Source organism: Paenibacillus wynnii (assembly GCF_000757885.1).
In the GTDB taxonomy this organism is placed as follows: Bacteria; Bacillota; Bacilli; order Paenibacillales; family Paenibacillaceae; genus Paenibacillus_AQ; species Paenibacillus_AQ wynnii.
Genome location: NZ_JQCR01000003.1, coordinates 1,098,263 through 1,114,317, shown reverse-complemented (window position 1 = coordinate 1,114,317; position 16,055 = coordinate 1,098,263). Strand labels below are relative to the sequence as shown.

Sequence of the window (16,055 nt, the reverse complement as noted above, 5' to 3'; positions counted from 1 at the left end):
AAGGAGGAGCTATGGAATGCAAACCACGAGATGGCAGCTTTTTCGTTTTACACTCATCTATTTGTGCTCACAAGTCACTGTGTTTTTAATCCCTATTCTCATTACAACCTCATCTTATCAGGGGTGGATTGCATTATTAGCTGGCTTTGCATTATCGGTGATTATTTTGATGTTTACGATTCATGTGGGAATGCTGAGACCGAATCAGGCTTGGGTAGACTTTGGTAGGGATATTGTAGGTAAATGGGGACATCGATTTGTGCTGGTTATTCTTTTATGCTGGTGTATTTATTTTGTTGCCTTTGATATCCAGAATTTCGTTCTATTTTTTGGTTCCAATTATTTAAGAGGTACTCCGCCTTTATTCCTCCAATGTGTGCTTGGACTTGTAATTATGTACACAGCCAGCTTGGGCTTTACCGCGCTTGTTTATATGGCTGATGGAATATTTTTAATCTTTTGTGCAGCGATTGTGTTTTCTTTGTTTATATTTTTGCCTAATGCGGAATTCAGTATGCTCCCGGCCTTAATCCATTATCATGAACCGGGGATTGCGGTTAAAGATTCTTTTGTAGTGATGTCATGGTTTGCCGAATGGGTTGTATTTCTTTTTGTAGTACCGGATTTGAAAATGGAGGCTAGGATGTTTAAGAAGATTTTTCTCGCGGGTTTAGCTGTACTTATCATTGTGTTACTCGATTGGTTAATGACATTACTACATTTCGGTCCGCATTTGGGGAAAGATCTTAATTATCCGCTAGTGGATATGGTGCGAAGCTCGTCACAAGATGATATCCTCAGCAATATAGATCCCCTTTTGATTGGAGTATGGTCTTCCTCCATGTTTATTCACAGTTCCTTTCTGATCTATGTAGCTTTCAGATGTGTATCGAATCTTACAAAAGGACGGGGAAGTAAGTACATTATCCCAGCACTTATTACGGTTTCTGTAGCGATTGCCTATATTTATTCACGAAATATCGCCAGCTATTTCATACATTATAAATCCTTTACGACGGCACTCATTTGGCTATTTGTTGAATGCATACCTGTTTATTACTCCATAGGGGCTTTCATTCGATTCAGAAAAGGGATGCCGAGGTAAGGCTCTATTATTATAAAATGTAGGCGCTTTCTGTTATGATTAATTCCAGTACATACCTTTTTCTAATAGGATGGTGTTAATTATATGAATCTTCAAGAGGTAACCGAACTAATCCAATCGATAAGAGATAATTTGGCCAAGGTCATTGTTGGAAAAGAAGATGGGGTAGACTTGCTGTTGACTGCTATGTTAGCTAACGGTCACGTTCTATTGGAGGATGTACCAGGAACGGGTAAAACCTTATTGGCAAAAGTACTCGCCCGATCTTTGGACTGCACATTTAAAAGAATTCAATTTACTCCGGATTTATTGCCTTCAGATTTGAGTGGAATAAACTACTATAATCAAAAATTAGGAGATTTCCAATTCAGACCCGGTCCTGTATTCGCCAACGTGTTGCTGGCTGATGAAATCAATCGTGCAACCCCTCGAACGCAATCCAGTTTGCTTGAATGTATGGAGGAACGTCAAATTACAATTGACGGTGTTACCCATGAACTAGAGGCGCCTTTTCTGGTTATAGCCACTCAGAATCCGATAGATAACCATGGTACCTTCCCGCTGCCCGAGGCTCAACTGGACCGCTTTCTAATGCGGATAACGACTGGATATCCTTCATCAGAGGAAGGGATTCATATTCTTCAGCGTTTTCGGCAGAATAACCCCCTGGATACAACACTTGCTGTCGTAACCGCTCAACAAGTTGTAGCTGCACAACGTTTTGCTGCTTCGGTCATGATCAGCGATGATTTGCTTTCTTACATTATTCATATTACTGAAGCAACACGTAAGTCCCCCTCAGTGAAGCTGGGGGCAAGTCCTCGAGCCAGCGGTGCTTTACTGAGATCTGCACAAGGTTATGCTCTGGTTCGTGGACGAGATTATGTTACACCGGATGATATTAAAGCCGTCGCCGTGCCGGTACTTGCCCATCGGCTGCTATTCAACCATGGTCTGAAATCCCGGGAGGGTCAAGCTGCAGAACTCGTCAATCAAGTGCTGCAACAAGTGGAGGTACCCGTAGAAAAGTTAGTTCTCACCCGATCTGGAAGGGTGGATTAAGCGATGGCTCTACCCGGTTTCATCCTCTTTACGGGTATACTGCTGCTTATTGTCTCCATAGTTTATCAGCGGAATGCTTTAACAGCCGTTAGTTACTCTAGATATTTCTCGACAAAGGCTGCTTATGAAGGAGATCGCATTGAGATGGTCGAGGAGATTATTAACGACAAGCTGCTTCCCCTCCCGTGGCTGCGTTTAGAATCGAGCATAGCCCGCGGAATAGAATTCGGCAGACAAGAGAACCTGGGTATTCATACCGGGGAGATTTATCAAAACCATATCAGCTTATTCTATCTGCGATCCTATCGTCACATCAAGCGGCGTCATTTAGTGACTTGTGAGCGGCGGGGATTCTATCGACTGGAATCTGTCACCATGACGACTGGAGATCTTTTCGGTATGTCTTCCAAAGTCAAAACCTTTCCGCTTCAACTTGAACTGTTGGTATACCCTATGATCTTAGATATGTCAGAACTTCCTCTTCCTATTCATAGCTGGCTTGGAGAACTGCCCGTGAAAAGATGGATCGTAGAGGATCCTTTTTTAACGGCTGGAATTCGGGAGTACAGTTCAGGGGATTCTATGGGACTAGTAAATTGGAAAGCAACGGCACGAACCGGTATGATGCAGGTCCATAAGAAAGACTACACAGCGGATTCCCGGCTTGTTATCGGGCTGAATGTGGAGATAAGCGACTCTATGTGGAGAACAGTAACAGACATAGAGCGGATCGAGCTTGGCGTACGGTATGCCGCAACCATCGGAGAATATGCTCTTCAACATGGTATCGAGATAAGATTTATATGTAATGGTAAGCTCGAGGACAGCGAATTCAGAGAGCCCGTTATATCCGCAGCGATATCCGGGTTGGAAGAGCTACTGGAGCTGCTATCTAAGCTGACTCTGGAGCGAACACTGCCTATGAGTAGATTGTTAGAGCTTCAAGCTGAGAATGGAGAAAGTGACTCCGATTTTCTAATTATTACCTGTCATAGAGGTCACGAACTGCAGATAGCTGCTGAGCAGTTATTGCAGCAAGGGAATGGAGTGGAATGGTTGGACATTCCGGAACAGGAGGGTGATTTCGTATGAAACCCTCTTCAGTCTTTTATCTCAGGGAAAGCGTTAAGCTCTGGATATCTTGTCTTATCGAACTTATGATGGTCCTACCGATCTGGGTTCTGTTTCAGGTATATATCCTTCCCGCCGGGATCAATCCGATATGGATGTCGGTCTTACCTTTACTGACACTCACAGGGATTCTTATTCGATCATACTTCCATATCCATTGGAAGCAGCTTATGGGTTCTCTGCTGCTGGGTGTGGGGATAGGACTATTGATGGGCGGGCTAACCATGTCTGCCATCTCCATGACTGTTGCTGGCTGCACATGTTCATATCTGGGTATGACCGCTGTCTCGCGTATATATTCATTCCGTATTTACTGGGTAGGCATTGCTCTATATTTTATGGCTGCTATATTTTTTCAAAGAATTCCGCAGCTTCAGGAGAGTACTACGCTAATAACCAGGGCTGGAATTCTATGTGTTGTTCTTGCTTTACTAATGACTAACCGCAATCATTTGCGATACAGCTCACTATCCGGGGGATCCTCACCTTTGCCTCAAGGGCTTCGAAGACACAATCAAGTATTTGTCTTCTTTTTTGTTAGTATCACAGCACTCTTAGCGGCTGGTACGGGTAAAATCATAGGTTTATGGGTTTGGAATGCGGTACGAAATTTCTTGGGATGGATCATTCGTTTATTCTCAAATACAAGTCCGCCCCCTGTTAAGGAAGAAGCGCCTCCAGCCATTATGCCTGGGATGCCGATGGGGGAGAATAACGAACCCGGTCTGCTGGCGCACATTCTGAATATCTCTTTTTACATATTGGGAGCCGCGGCAGTGGGAGCCTTAATCTATCTCACTCTTCGATGGTTGTATAGAAATACGGGAGGGATATGGCATAGAGCGATTGATGCACTATTGACCTTACTTAGAAGGGAGCAATCACCGCGAAATAACAATGTGTATGTTGATGAAGAGAAGAGTGTATTTAGTTGGGAGAAAACAGTTCATGGCATTAAGGATTTCTGGAGATTCAAGTTAGCTGTGGGTACCCGCCGTGACCTTTGGGAGAATATGAACGGAAGCAAAGAGCGCGTTAGGTGGTTATACCGGCAATGGCTCCGTTCCAAGCGGGAGAAAGGCTATGAAGCTAAGAGCTATCTTACTCCCAGGGAGACGGGAGAAGATGTATTAAAGTGGGCTAGCAGTCAGATCGCACCGGATAAGCTTCTTGAGATGTATGAAAAGGCTAGATACGGAGAAGTAGAGCCTTCCGACGCTGACGTGGCTGCACTGAAAGAGCAATTGAAGGTATAACCATATGCTTCATAAGAAAAAGCGTAACACCATTAAGGAAATCATCCCGACAACGACCGTACCCAATAAGCTACGGGTCTTCACAGCAACCCAAAAAGTTGGTAACGCTGCTATTAGTTCAAGATTATTGCTAGATAGCGAGAAATGCTCATCTTGTATGAATAGCGCCTGTGCAACCAAAGCTGCCATAACTGCAATGGGCACATAATTTAACCAACGCATTCCCCATTCAGGAAGATTAACACGGCTAAGGAGCATGAGCGGTAGGACTCGAGGAATAAAGGTAACTAAGGCTGCGCCTATAATAATCAAGAAAATGTCCATTCTCATTTCGACTTTTCAACCACCATTCCAATTGTTGAGGCTGCGATCGTTGCAGCAATAACACCCATACTGGCTGACCATACCAAAGAAACAACAATCGCTATCAGCATAGCTATCAGACCCACAATGATATCCATGGCGTATTTACTTCTGCTAAGGATGGTTAGTACCAACAGCCCGATGAACATGGCAGGCAGTGCGAAATCCAAACCTAATTTTTCCGGATTAGAAATCCACTGTCCAAGAAAAGCCCCGGCTAAGTTGGCAAGAATCCAATTCAGGTAGGCTGTGATGTTCAAACCGTGCATCCATTTTTCGCTAATTTTATTCTTTTTGGCGCTCTCCGTAATAGCTACTCCGAAGGTCTCATCGGTGAGCAGGGACCCAATCAGCAAATTACGCAACGGAGTCAGATGACGGAAATAAGGTGACAGTGCCGCACTAAGCAGCAAATGCCGAAGGTTAACGAATAGGATCGTAATGACAATACTCGACGCGGTACTTCCGGCTGCAATCATTCCGGCAGCTATAAACTGAGCAGAACCTGCGTATAAAATGATGGACATCATGGCGATTTCCGGTATCGTAAGTCCCGCGGTTTTCTCGACCACACCAGCCGCAAAGCCTATGCTTAAATATCCCAGTAGAGTAGGGAGACAATCCTTAACCCCCTTAATAAAACTGTCCTCATGTTCTGGGGCCGCATGTGAATCGATCCGGGCGGTCTCCAGGTTCATTACATCCCCTCCTTATTTGGCCAAATTATAATCACTATAAAAGCAAAATTATTTTCTGTCAATTCATAGTCAAAGCCCGTTGTTTTTGGAGTTGGATAGACGGTTGTGCTAGTGGGGACGCTCCGCGAACGGACCGTTGCTACAATCGCTGTTGTGTCCAGATTTTATTTATTCCCCTTAACGGTGAAAATCCGGACACAAAGGCGAACGCTACCGCTTTTACGCAATCGTTCCATTCTCTCCGCTGTTTAAGCGGAAAAAGCTTCTATAATTCTTCCAAAAATCACAAAAAGAAACCTCCCTTTGGTAAAATGGAGTTACCACACAACCATTTCAAAGGGGAGGTTTCTTTTGTAAATCCAAAATACCATGGACTTATGGGACAGCCTCTTGATTGCAATGTAACTGAAAATCAATATAACACTAATACACCAAACCCTTCGAGACTATGTGCCCCCGAGATTATTTTACCTGTCAACAGATCCCGTTTCTCCTCTTTAAGAACGAGAGCAGCAGGTTCTTCATTGTAGTTCAGCAGGAAAGTGTAATGAGAGGAATCCCCTTCACGAATTTGAAGCTCTACACTATCCGGAAGTTCAAGCCAAGATTCAGCCGGAGATTGGAATCCCAGGTAATCCAGGATTCGAGTGGATGCCTGCTCATTAAATACAGCTCCGTAATACCAAACTTCCCCTTTACCGCGAATATTTCTTGTAACTGCCGGTTTCCCAGCGTAGTAATCAGAGGCGTAGGTACCCATGACTTGAACAGAGTCGGCTTCAACGTGAAGAATATCATTAAAGGAATCTGCCCCGGTAATATCTTCCGGTTTATCTCCCCAGCGGATAGTGGTTGGAAGGCGCGTGCCATTTATCATCGTAAATTCCTCCACCGTAATTCCGCATAGATCTTTGGCTGCTCCGGGGAAAGGTTTCATGTAACATTGGCCGCGCTCATCTTTATAACCGGTTCTGCAACCAAAGATAAGCTTTCCGCCCTGCTGAACATATTGATCCAGTAAGGAAGCTGTCTCATCTCTCATTATCGCTGGATGGGGGTACACCAGAACCTCATAGCGAGTAAGTTCCTCTAAGGTCGTGGTTTTTCGCAAATAGAGTACATCGTTAGGGATATGCTTCCGTTGAAGGGCCTTGAACCATTCTTTGTTGCTTTGCCACATAAAAGGGCCGTGCCAAACATCATATTCCCCGTCCCATTCATTATCGTAATCACGCACGATCGCTATATTCGCTTGTATTCGTGTACCTATAATTGACTTGCCTATCGCTGCCAACTCTTGACCGATCTGAGTGGCTTCCCGTACTCTTCGGTTAGGTTGGTTATGGTAGTCATTGATTCCATGCCAGTAGATTTCATTGCCCATGGTGGCTGTGCGCCAACGGAAGAAGAGAACCATATCTGCCCCATGAGCGATAGATTGGTAGGTCCATAACCGCATTTGTCCAGGTTTCGGTGAAGGCATGTTCATTCGGTTCACCCAACCTCCCGGGCCGGATTGCTGTTCCATGATGCAGAAGTTAGGGGAGATGGAGCGGACAGCTGAGAGTGAAAGGCCCCAGTTCCTATCTCTTAGCGGATTGTCCTCTGCCGCATCATGGAAAATGCTCGAGAACTGTGGATACGAATCATAACTGAAGAAATCCAGCAACTGATCGGTCATTTCATGGCTGTCCAGATGCCCAAACAAACCATTGGTTGTGACCCACTGTTGTGGAGCTTTCGCGTGGAGAATGTCAGCCTGAATTTTAGCAAAAGAAATGGTGTTATCGGATATGAAACGTTTCTCATCTAGAGCCTGATGCGGATTGGGCTGGTTAGGAGAAGGTGTTGGTCGCGGCAAATACACCTGAGACCAATCACTGTAACTTTGACTCCAGAATACCGTACCCCAGGCGTTGTTCAATTCTTCCAAAGTGACGTATTTTCGCTGCAACCATTCTCTGAAAGCGTTATGGTCACTGTCTGAGTAGAAGACATTGATCTCACAATTGAGCTCATTATCAATCTGCCAGCCAACCACACCGGGGTGAGTGCCGTATTGGCTTGCCAACTGATCAGTTATACGAGCACACAGTTCACGGTATTTAGGACTGCTGTAGTTATAATGACGGCGCATACCATGTTGCAGGGTTACACCTTCATAGGTCACATTAAGAACTTCAGGATATTTAGAAGTCAGCCAGGCGGGAGGGGTAGCGGTAGGGGTTCCCAACACGACCTTCAGTCCATAACGGTGTGCTAAATCAATGGCACGGTCAAACCGATCAAATTGAAAAACACCCTCCTCAGGTTCAAATATGGACCAAGCAAATTCACCCATACGAATAATCGTGAAGCCCATCTCACTCATCCGGCGGTAATCATCTTCCCACATGCTTTCCGGCCAGTGCTCCGGATAGTAGCAGACGCCAAGTTCGAATTGTTCTTTAGCAACAGGTTTTTTCATTTTCGCCCTCCAAAGTATGAAAAATATGCTTTTTAATCTTTACCATTCTATTGTATTATCTATGGTAGATGATGATATATAACATAATATTGCTAATGTATAACTATATTGCGTGCTTGTTAGACTACTGAATGGAGACTTGTGAAACCGTTGAAAAAGCAATGGGTCTTGCCAACACCATCTTTTAATAAATATGTATGTTATCCTGAGTTCCTTGGGCATTATACTGATTTTCCGCAGCATACGGAACGAAGAGGCGAGGGATTCCTGAACAGCTACAATTTGCATTTAATATTTGGCGGAGAAGGTTATGTTTTTCATGACGGTGAAAGGATTCAAATGGGAAAAGGGAGAGGATTTATATACCCGCGGGGTGCCTATCAGCAATACGGTTCCGACCCTAGCGAGCCTTGGGATGTCCGATGGATACATTTTAAGACCGAAATATCATTACCTTTGTTGGAAGAGGTCGATCAATCAAGGGGAAGTTTTTTTACCTTTGATCTGGGTACAGGACTGGAGTCGATATTCGATGAGATGTACCGATTGAGTGCTAATTATGAGACCCACAGCGAACCAAGGTTATCAGCGCTGTTATATGAGGTCCTGGGAACCCTTTTGCAGAACTCTGAGCCGCTTCACGGCTCTGTTCCTATGGAAGTAAGAAGATCCATACGTAGTGCTGCGGACGTCATTCATGGAGCATGTGAAAGACCTTGGACACTGGATTCCATGGCCCGACTGTCGGGATATAGCAACTACCACTTTCTGAGGTTGTTCCGAGTGATCATGGGAAAGACGCCGAACCGATTTCTGACCGATTGCAGGCTCGCTAGAGCCAAACTTCTGCTGGTCTCCAGCGAGTTATCGGTGGCACAAATCGCGCAGGGCGCTGGCTTTAGCCAATCCAGTTATTTCATCAAAGTCTTCAAAGAGGTTGAAGGGATGCCGCCGAATCAATATCGTAGAGCCTTCGGATCATAATCCATAGGCAAGTTTACTTCTCCACCTGCTGACGCCAAGCCCGAATATCCTGATTAAGTGCCGTCAGATCTGGAGCAGGAACGGTCTCTTTGTCGCTTAAATGATAATTGCTCTTTAAAGTTAGAATACGTTGAACACTTTCATTAATCCTTGCCTCCGAGATCGTTCCATTCTTTACGCTTTGTTTGATTTTATTAAATACAAGCTTCTCGTTATCATACCCGTGGGCGATCAGTAGAATATCACTGCCAGCTTTTATAGTATCAACTGCAGCGGTACCCAAATTAAAATGCTTAACAATCGCACCCATAGTCAAATCATCCGTAATTACTACGCCTTCATACCCCATATCTCCACGCAGCTGTTCTCCTATAATTACTTTGGAGAGGGATGCTGGTTTGTCAGGATCAAGCTTCGGAAACAGAATATGGGCGACCATTACTGCTTCCACCTTATCCTTAATCGCTGCCTGAAATGGAATCCATTCCAATTCGGCCAGCTGCCGGGCTGTTTTATTCACGACAGGGAGTTCAAGATGTGAGTCTACCGAGGTATCTCCATGTCCTGGATAATGCTTGACCACTGGGATCATCTTTTCGCTGCGCAAACCCTTAATTTCGGCCAGACCCATCTTAGTAACTCTAGAAGCGGAGCTTCCGAAAGACCGATCACCGATAATGGGATTCTGTGAATTACTGTTAATATCAAGCACCGGGGCAAAATCCATATTAAACCCTGTAAGGGTCAGCTCTCTTCCCAGTAGTTCACCCATCGTATAGGCCAATTTGGCGTTATTGGTGTCGCCTACCTTTTTATTAGAAGGGATAGAGACGAACTCTTTTGGCATACGACTAACTTTTCCACCCTCCTGATCGACACTAACAAACAGGGGAATCGAATTCTCTACATTTATTTTTTTAAGATTATTAATTAGCTTTACCATTCCTTGGAGGTTAGAGATATTATCCGCATATAGTATGATGCCGCCGACCTTGTCTTCGGAGATCATCCTTCTAGCAGACTCATCCAGCGTGGTTCCTTCAATACCAACCAACAACATTTGTCCTATTTTCTCATCCAGCGTCATATTGGCAATCTGTGCTGCGATAGAGTTTTCCTCCGTTGGACGCGGGGATTCAGTGCTGTCAGGGGCATTAGTGGGCACAGATGGTTTCGGTGAGGGAGGCTGCTGAGTGGGAGAACTCGTATTGGCTTGTGCATTGCCGTTATCCCCACACCCGCTTAAGGTTAAAGTGCCACACAAAAGTAGAGCAAGCAGGTGAGCTTTTCTTATCTTCATTCTATTTCCATCCATACCAGTCATATATATAATCATCCCTTCAGTTCTGTTATTTTGCCCTACACTACTCATTTTAGCACGGCTTGCTGTGAAATCGACCCGGTGATAAGATACAAGAGTATTCAGGAAATACATAATATCAAAAAGGGGTGATTGTGTACAATGAAAGACGGATTAGTGAACGCTCTTAATGAACAGATGAACTTTGAGTTTTATTCAGCACATGTGTACCTGGCGATGGCAGCTTATTGTTCCAGTGAGAGTCTGGACGGATTCGCGAATTTCTACCTAGTACAGGCAGAAGAGGAACGTTTTCACGCTATGAAAATATATAAATTCCTCAATGATCGCAGCTTCCGTGCCACATTGGCTGCATTGCCGGAACCCAAAAATGAGTATGATTCCATGCTGGATGCCTTTGAACACGCATTTGCACATGAACAGCAGAATACGAAGAAGTTCTATCATTTGGCTGACTTGGCCTTGGACGAACGCGAGCATGCAACGATTCATTTCCTGAAGTGGTTTATCGAAGAGCAAGTGGAAGAAGAAGCCCTTTTCAGTAATATCATTCAGAAGCTAAAACGAATTGATAAAGATAGCAACGCCTTTTATATGTTGGATGCAGAGTTTGCATCTCGTTCATTTACTGTCCCAACGGAATAAGTAAGTAAAGTGAAAATCCGGACACCAAAACTCCTTTTACAGCTATAGCTGTGGAGGAGTTTTTTGATGCGCAATTTTTTATTTTATCGAGAAATATGGAGCAGGAGAGGCAGTGTTGCAGAACGGCAAAATATTTTTAACAAACCAACTCTATTTGGCAGGGGTAACTATTGCGTCTTATGGCAAAACTGTTTCTCTAGACCCACCCATGCACCGGCGTGTAGTATGGAACGATACTATTCTTTGGAGGTCTTCTTTTGGAAACATACAATAACATCAAACAAGGCGAAAGAGGAGCTTGGCTTAGCATAATAGCATATATTTTTTTATCAGCCATTAAGCTGTTCGTCGGAACGATCTCCGGATCTCAGGCCCTGCTTGCTGACGGTCTTAATAATAGTACGGATATTGTGGCCTCCATAGCGGTTCTGGCAGGTCTCAAAATTTCGAGAAGACCCCCCGATTCCAATCATGGTTATGGACACTTTAGGGCGGAGACCATCGCTTCTTTGGTGGCTTCATTCATTATGATTATTGTAGGCTTAGAGGTACTCTATCAAGGAGTGAACAAGTTCGCTCAGCCTGTACATACAACGCCGGATTTAATCTCAGCTTGGACTGCCGCTGCGTGTGCGGTGGTGATGTTGGCAGTATACAGATATAACCTGAAGCTTGCCCGCAGAATTAACAGCAACGCCATGATGGCTGTTGCTCAAGACAACCGTTCGGATGCAATGGTAAGTATCGGTGCATTTGTAGGGATCGTAGGTTCACAATTTGGAATTCCCTGGCTTGATCCGGTTACGGCTACGATTGTCGGGTTAATGATTTGCAAAACAGCCTGGGAGATATTCCGTAAGGCTACACACGATCTAACGGATGGCTTTGATGCGGATAAGCTTGAGCTTATGAAGCAAACCGTTGCAGAAGTTGAGGGTGTTCAATCCATTAAAGAAATTAAAGCCCGTATTCATGGCAACAATGTATTAGTTGATACAACGGTGCTAGTGGAACATACTCTAAATGTTATTGAAAGCCATGACATTACTGAAGAAATTGAAGACCAATTGAAGCAGATGCATCAGGTTGCCAATGTTCATGTGCATATTGAACCGATGTGAAACTACGTATAAAGGATTATTTTAGATAAGAGGGCAGTTTAATAGCTAAAAGCTTACCACCTGTCTGAATAACCAGCGTTCCTCCTGTTTTCAGAGTAGGGGCAAAATCCCGGGAGCCGGTATTCACGGTGAATATCGGTTTCATGGTCATGAGGTCGTAAGCATGAAATAAACCATCGGACTGTCCGGTGTACACTGTATTTCCGTAAATATCCGTTCGTACTACTGGATTCTCCCCCTGGTTAAAGTGTAGTATCTGCCCATTCATTAACTTAAGAGCTGATAAGGTACCTGTTCTATTTTCCGTGTAAAACATACGCTGCTGATAGACTTGATTAAGCGGATATATGCCATCATATAAGCCCTGATTCCACTGTTGGATAGGTTTCGCATCTACCTTATAGTTCCAGAAATCATATTTCGCTAACTTGCTTCCCTGAAATACATACAAATCATCACCATCTAGAAAAGCAGATCCATAAGCACCACCTGATCTAAAGACCCCATCTGTATTCTCCGAATCCGTCCAGCGGTATAAGCGTTCACCCTTAATTTCACCACTCTTCAGATTGAACACGGACACTTTGATTTTGCGGTTAATTGGATCATCATCAAGCATCTCCAAGCTTGTAATCGAATATAGTAGACCCTCCTTAATGGCAAGGGGGGAATTCTGTCGGGAATATGCCCACAACTTCTTACCTGTCCGAGCATCATAAGCCACCATTAATCCTACGGTTATGGCTCCTTGTTGGATATATTGTCTAATAAGGACGTCATCGGTCTCCATGATATGGGTTGAGCCAATAGTATTATTTTTATCTTCAGCTATCTTCCATTTAAGCTTCCCTGTGGCAGCATCAACAGCGGCTAATTGTTCCGATTGTGTAACATAGAGGGTTGTCCCAATTTTTTGAACACTATCTGCACTTGAAAAGGATATAGGGGTTGTCCAGCTTTTCTTTCCTGCTTCTGTAATTGCATACAATGCTCCGGTCTTAGTCATTCCATAGATCATCCCGTTATTATAGGTAAAAAGAGGGGCCAGTTCACTTCCGAATTCCCATAACTTTGTGCCGGTTGAAGCATTTAGCGCAACGATTTTATGGCTTGGCTGCAGAGCAAAAACTTTGCCGTTCTCAGCTATTGCGGTAACCGCCAAATCTTCAGAACCCTTATCTAATATAGCAACTGAAGTTGACCAAATTGGCTTTAGCAATGGAGCCTCTACTTTGTTGTAATCAGAACCACCTTTACTTAGGACAGCCTTTTCTGCAGAAACGCCTGATACTGGAACCCCACCTTCTAATGTAACTATAACAACGGCTGCAGCGAGTAATAACTTCATTTTGAATTGTAAAGAGTTAATCATCATTGAGTTCTCCTTCAGTATTTGATTTGAGTGCTGTTAAATTATACTAATAAAATAGAAAAAAGTTACAATTGGATCGTAGTAGCTCTTTCGCTAGGGGCTTCAGTGCGGATTTTACTGCTGGAATTATGCGGGAGTGGTTGGGCAGTTTATATAGTGATAATGGTTTGTGATATGATTTAAATTAGGAAGTAAAGTTAGTTCAGTGGAAATGGGGAGTAACGATGAAAAGACTGCGAATAATGGGTACTGCATCTACGGTTCTGATTGTTCTTATTCTGGTTAATTTCTATATCGGTTATCATCTTTTGGTTCTCGTTCAGGAAGGGTTACCGAATATTTCTATAGGTTGGTTCTGGTCCATATTTATGTTAGTTGCCTTTGCTTATGTCGTGGGTAGAATTCCATTACCCCGCTCGCTAAAGCCCGTAGGCAGATTGTTCAAAGTTATTGGCTCCTATTATTTAGCCTGCATGGAGTTCGCCGTAATCATGCTGCCCTTAGCAGATATTTTCTATGGAGTCCTGCGTCTTACGGGTGTTCAGCATGATAAGTATGTATTAGAAACGGGCAGTACATTGGTAGTATTATTAATTGTTTTCCTCGTGTGGGGATCTATAAATGCATGGAGCAGTGTGGTGCGGACCCATTCTTTACAGATAGATAAATCTACCGGACACAGTCTGCCGCTTACGATTGCGGTTGCATCTGATCTGCACTTGGGTAACATTGTAGGGAATCGGCATTTGAAAAGATTAGTGAAGCGTATAAACGAAATGCAGCCCGATCTGATTCTGCTGCCCGGGGATGTATTGGATGACAGTATTGAACCTTTTATCCGCAATCGGATGGACGAGACGCTTGGACAGTTAAAAGCGAGGTATGGCATTTATGCCGTCCTTGGGAATCATGAGTATTACGGCGGCTCTATTGAGCAGTATACAAAAGTGATGGATAACATAGGCATTCGTGTTCTACAGGATGAGATTGTAGAGGTTGCCGGTACTTATATTGTAGGGAGAAAAGACAAAACTGCAGACGCCATGGAAACAGCAGGTCGACTAAGCGTACCTGAGCTTCTTAAGGGAATTGACCTTGCACGGCCCGTAATCATGATGGATCATCAACCTACGGGTTTTGATGTCGCAGCGAAGGCTGGAGTGGATGTATTGCTATCCGGTCATACTCATCGAGGGCAAATTGCACCCAACCACTGGATTACAAAACGTCTGTTCGAGTTGGATTGGGGTTATCTTCGCAAAGAAAAGCTGCATGTAGTTGTTTCTTCCGGCTTCGGGACCTGGGGCCCGCCGATCCGGCTGGCTAGCCGTTCGGAAATCCTCAAATTGGAGATTATGCTAGAGGGAAGTAAAAAATATAGCGATGACGCAGCGGTATCCGGGAACACCATATTGATCTAATTCGGACGGATTCAGATAACATTCAGTCAAGACTCAGCTAATTTTCAGCTAGCCTGGTTATTCTTAACAAGTAAGTATCAACAATAACCAGGAGGCATGAAAATGAATAGGAAACGTAATGTTTTAGTAGCAGGCGTCTTAGCTCTTGCAGTAACTGCTGGTAGCGGAGTTTTCATTGTGGGTAATGTTAGTGCCGCAGAAGTTGTGCAGAAGACATATAACCATTTTGGAGGCAAGGGAGCTCTGTTTCATAAGGTAGCGAGTTCCGAGATTGCGACTTTGCTGGGTTTAACAGTAGATGAACTGAAAACGGCTCAACAATTAGGGAAGTCTCTTGCGGCCATTGCTGCTGAAAAGGGTGTCGCTGTACAGAAGGTGATTGATCTTCAGGTCAAAGCCATTACAGAGGCCTTGGATAAGCGGTTGGCAGACGGCAAGATCACTCAGGCTGAATATGACAAGTTGAAAGCTGAGGTTCTCACTCCAGCGACCAGTGCTGTAAATGCTGTTTTCGATGGTAGTAAATTTAAAGGCAAGGACGGTATAGGCGGTTTCGGTCGTGGAGGTTTCGGACATGGAGCCCTCTTGGCTAATGCAGAGGTTGCAAAGCTGTTGGGCCTTACCGCTGAGGAGTTAAAAACAGCCCTAACCTCCGGTAAATCGCTCGCCACTCTCGCCGGTGAGAAAAATGTATCCGTACAAGCCATTACAGACTTGATCAAGACTCAATTGGTGACCGAGCTGGACAAGCAACTGGCCGCCAAAACGATCACACAGGCTCAATATGATGAGCTTAAAGCAAAACTAACCACCAGAGTCTCCGAATTCGTGAACAATACATTTACGGGAAGATCAGGAGATAAGGGAGCAGGAAAGCTCGACCGTTCAGGAAAAAGAGGTGCTAACGAAACGACCAAGACAGCCCCGAAAGCTACAGATGGAACCACAGGAACATCGGCTTAAACGTAGTGTTCAAGATTGACCAAAGCAGTAATTACGGATATATTAAAAGTAGTTGATAAGGCGATGGAGTTCGCCAAAACCGCCGGTAACGGCTAATGACTCCTACCAGCGATCATTCTGCTGGTAGGAGTCTGTTTTTGTGAAAT

Annotated in this window: 14 protein-coding genes and 1 riboswitch; of the genes, 9 read left to right on the top strand and 5 right to left on the bottom strand. The window is 44.3% G+C overall.

The window, feature by feature from the left end:
- Positions 1–16 precede the first annotated feature (16 nt).
- From PWYN_RS20485 to PWYN_RS20470, 4 genes are all read left to right on the top strand, one after another.
- Positions 17–1,105 (top strand): GerAB/ArcD/ProY family transporter, encoded by a 1,089-nt coding sequence (locus PWYN_RS20485; RefSeq protein ID WP_036655687.1) that lies wholly within the window; start codon positions 17–19, stop codon positions 1,103–1,105.
- An 84-nt stretch (positions 1,106–1,189) separates the two neighbouring features.
- The gene (locus tag PWYN_RS20480; RefSeq protein ID WP_036655686.1) at positions 1,190–2,167 is read left to right on the top strand and encodes an AAA family ATPase; all 978 of its coding nucleotides are present in this window, start codon (positions 1,190–1,192) and stop codon (positions 2,165–2,167) included.
- A gap of 3 nt (positions 2,168–2,170) precedes the next feature.
- Positions 2,171–3,259 carry a DUF58 domain-containing protein gene (locus PWYN_RS20475; protein WP_036655685.1) on the top strand — a complete coding sequence of 363 codons (1,089 nt, stop codon included), beginning with the start codon at positions 2,171–2,173 and terminating at the stop codon, positions 3,257–3,259.
- Positions 3,256–4,554 carry a DUF4129 domain-containing protein gene (locus tag PWYN_RS20470; protein WP_036655682.1) on the top strand — a complete coding sequence of 433 codons (1,299 nt, stop codon included), beginning with the start codon at positions 3,256–3,258 and terminating at the stop codon, positions 4,552–4,554. Before PWYN_RS20475 ends, PWYN_RS20470 begins: the two co-directional genes overlap by 4 nt.
- A 9-nt stretch (positions 4,555–4,563) precedes the next feature.
- On the opposite strand, the gene PWYN_RS20465 is transcribed toward PWYN_RS20470, so the two are convergent.
- From PWYN_RS20465 to PWYN_RS20455, 3 genes are all read right to left on the bottom strand, one after another.
- Positions 4,564–4,884 (bottom strand): AzlD domain-containing protein, encoded by a 321-nt coding sequence (locus PWYN_RS20465; RefSeq protein ID WP_036655680.1) that lies wholly within the window; start codon positions 4,882–4,884, stop codon positions 4,564–4,566.
- Positions 4,881–5,615, bottom strand: coding sequence for an AzlC family ABC transporter permease (locus PWYN_RS20460; protein ID WP_036655678.1), 735 nt, complete (start codon positions 5,613–5,615; stop codon positions 4,881–4,883). Before PWYN_RS20460 ends, PWYN_RS20465 begins: the two co-directional genes overlap by 4 nt.
- Positions 5,616–6,027: 412 nt before the next feature.
- Positions 6,028–8,082 carry a beta-galactosidase gene (locus PWYN_RS20455; RefSeq protein WP_036655673.1) on the bottom strand — a complete coding sequence of 685 codons (2,055 nt, stop codon included), beginning with the start codon at positions 8,080–8,082 and terminating at the stop codon, positions 6,028–6,030.
- A 150-nt stretch (positions 8,083–8,232) separates the two neighbouring features.
- Here PWYN_RS20455 and PWYN_RS20450 point away from each other — a divergent pair, with 150 nt between their 5' ends.
- A complete protein-coding gene (locus PWYN_RS20450) occupies positions 8,233–9,066 on the top strand; it encodes a helix-turn-helix transcriptional regulator (RefSeq protein ID WP_036655671.1) in 834 nt (277 codons plus the stop codon).
- A gap of 13 nt (positions 9,067–9,079) precedes the next feature.
- Here PWYN_RS20450 and nagZ read toward each other — a convergent pair whose 3' ends face one another.
- Positions 9,080–10,366 (bottom strand): beta-N-acetylhexosaminidase, encoded by a 1,287-nt coding sequence (gene nagZ, locus PWYN_RS20445; RefSeq protein ID WP_036659017.1) that lies wholly within the window; start codon positions 10,364–10,366, stop codon positions 9,080–9,082.
- 162 nt (positions 10,367–10,528) lie between these two features.
- Here nagZ and PWYN_RS20440 point away from each other — a divergent pair, with 162 nt between their 5' ends.
- Both PWYN_RS20440 and PWYN_RS20435 read left to right on the top strand, forming a co-directional pair.
- On the top strand, positions 10,529–11,032 hold the full coding sequence (locus tag PWYN_RS20440) for a ferritin (RefSeq protein WP_036655669.1): 504 nt from the start codon (positions 10,529–10,531) through the stop codon (positions 11,030–11,032).
- Between the two features lie 257 nt (positions 11,033–11,289).
- The gene (locus tag PWYN_RS20435) at positions 11,290–12,153 is read left to right on the top strand and encodes a cation diffusion facilitator family transporter (RefSeq protein WP_036655666.1); all 864 of its coding nucleotides are present in this window, start codon (positions 11,290–11,292) and stop codon (positions 12,151–12,153) included.
- A gap of 16 nt (positions 12,154–12,169) precedes the next feature.
- On the opposite strand, the gene PWYN_RS20430 is transcribed toward PWYN_RS20435, so the two are convergent.
- Complete coding sequence (locus PWYN_RS20430; protein WP_084146832.1) at positions 12,170–13,528, bottom strand: PQQ-binding-like beta-propeller repeat protein; 1,359 nt, start codon at positions 13,526–13,528, stop codon at positions 12,170–12,172.
- A 221-nt stretch (positions 13,529–13,749) separates the two neighbouring features.
- On the opposite strand from PWYN_RS20430, the gene PWYN_RS20425 reads away from it, so the two are divergent.
- Together PWYN_RS20425 and PWYN_RS28295 are read left to right on the top strand one after the other, a co-directional pair.
- Positions 13,750–14,946: a metallophosphoesterase gene (locus tag PWYN_RS20425; protein WP_036655663.1), complete on the top strand. Its 1,197-nt coding sequence runs from the start codon at positions 13,750–13,752 to the stop codon at positions 14,944–14,946.
- A gap of 102 nt (positions 14,947–15,048) precedes the next feature.
- Positions 15,049–15,909, top strand: coding sequence for an SHOCT domain-containing protein (locus tag PWYN_RS28295; RefSeq protein WP_052088223.1), 861 nt, complete (start codon positions 15,049–15,051; stop codon positions 15,907–15,909).
- Positions 15,910–15,959: 50 nt separating this feature from the next.
- A riboswitch (Fluoride riboswitch) is annotated at positions 15,960–16,021 on the top strand.
- Positions 16,022–16,055 lie beyond the last annotated feature (34 nt).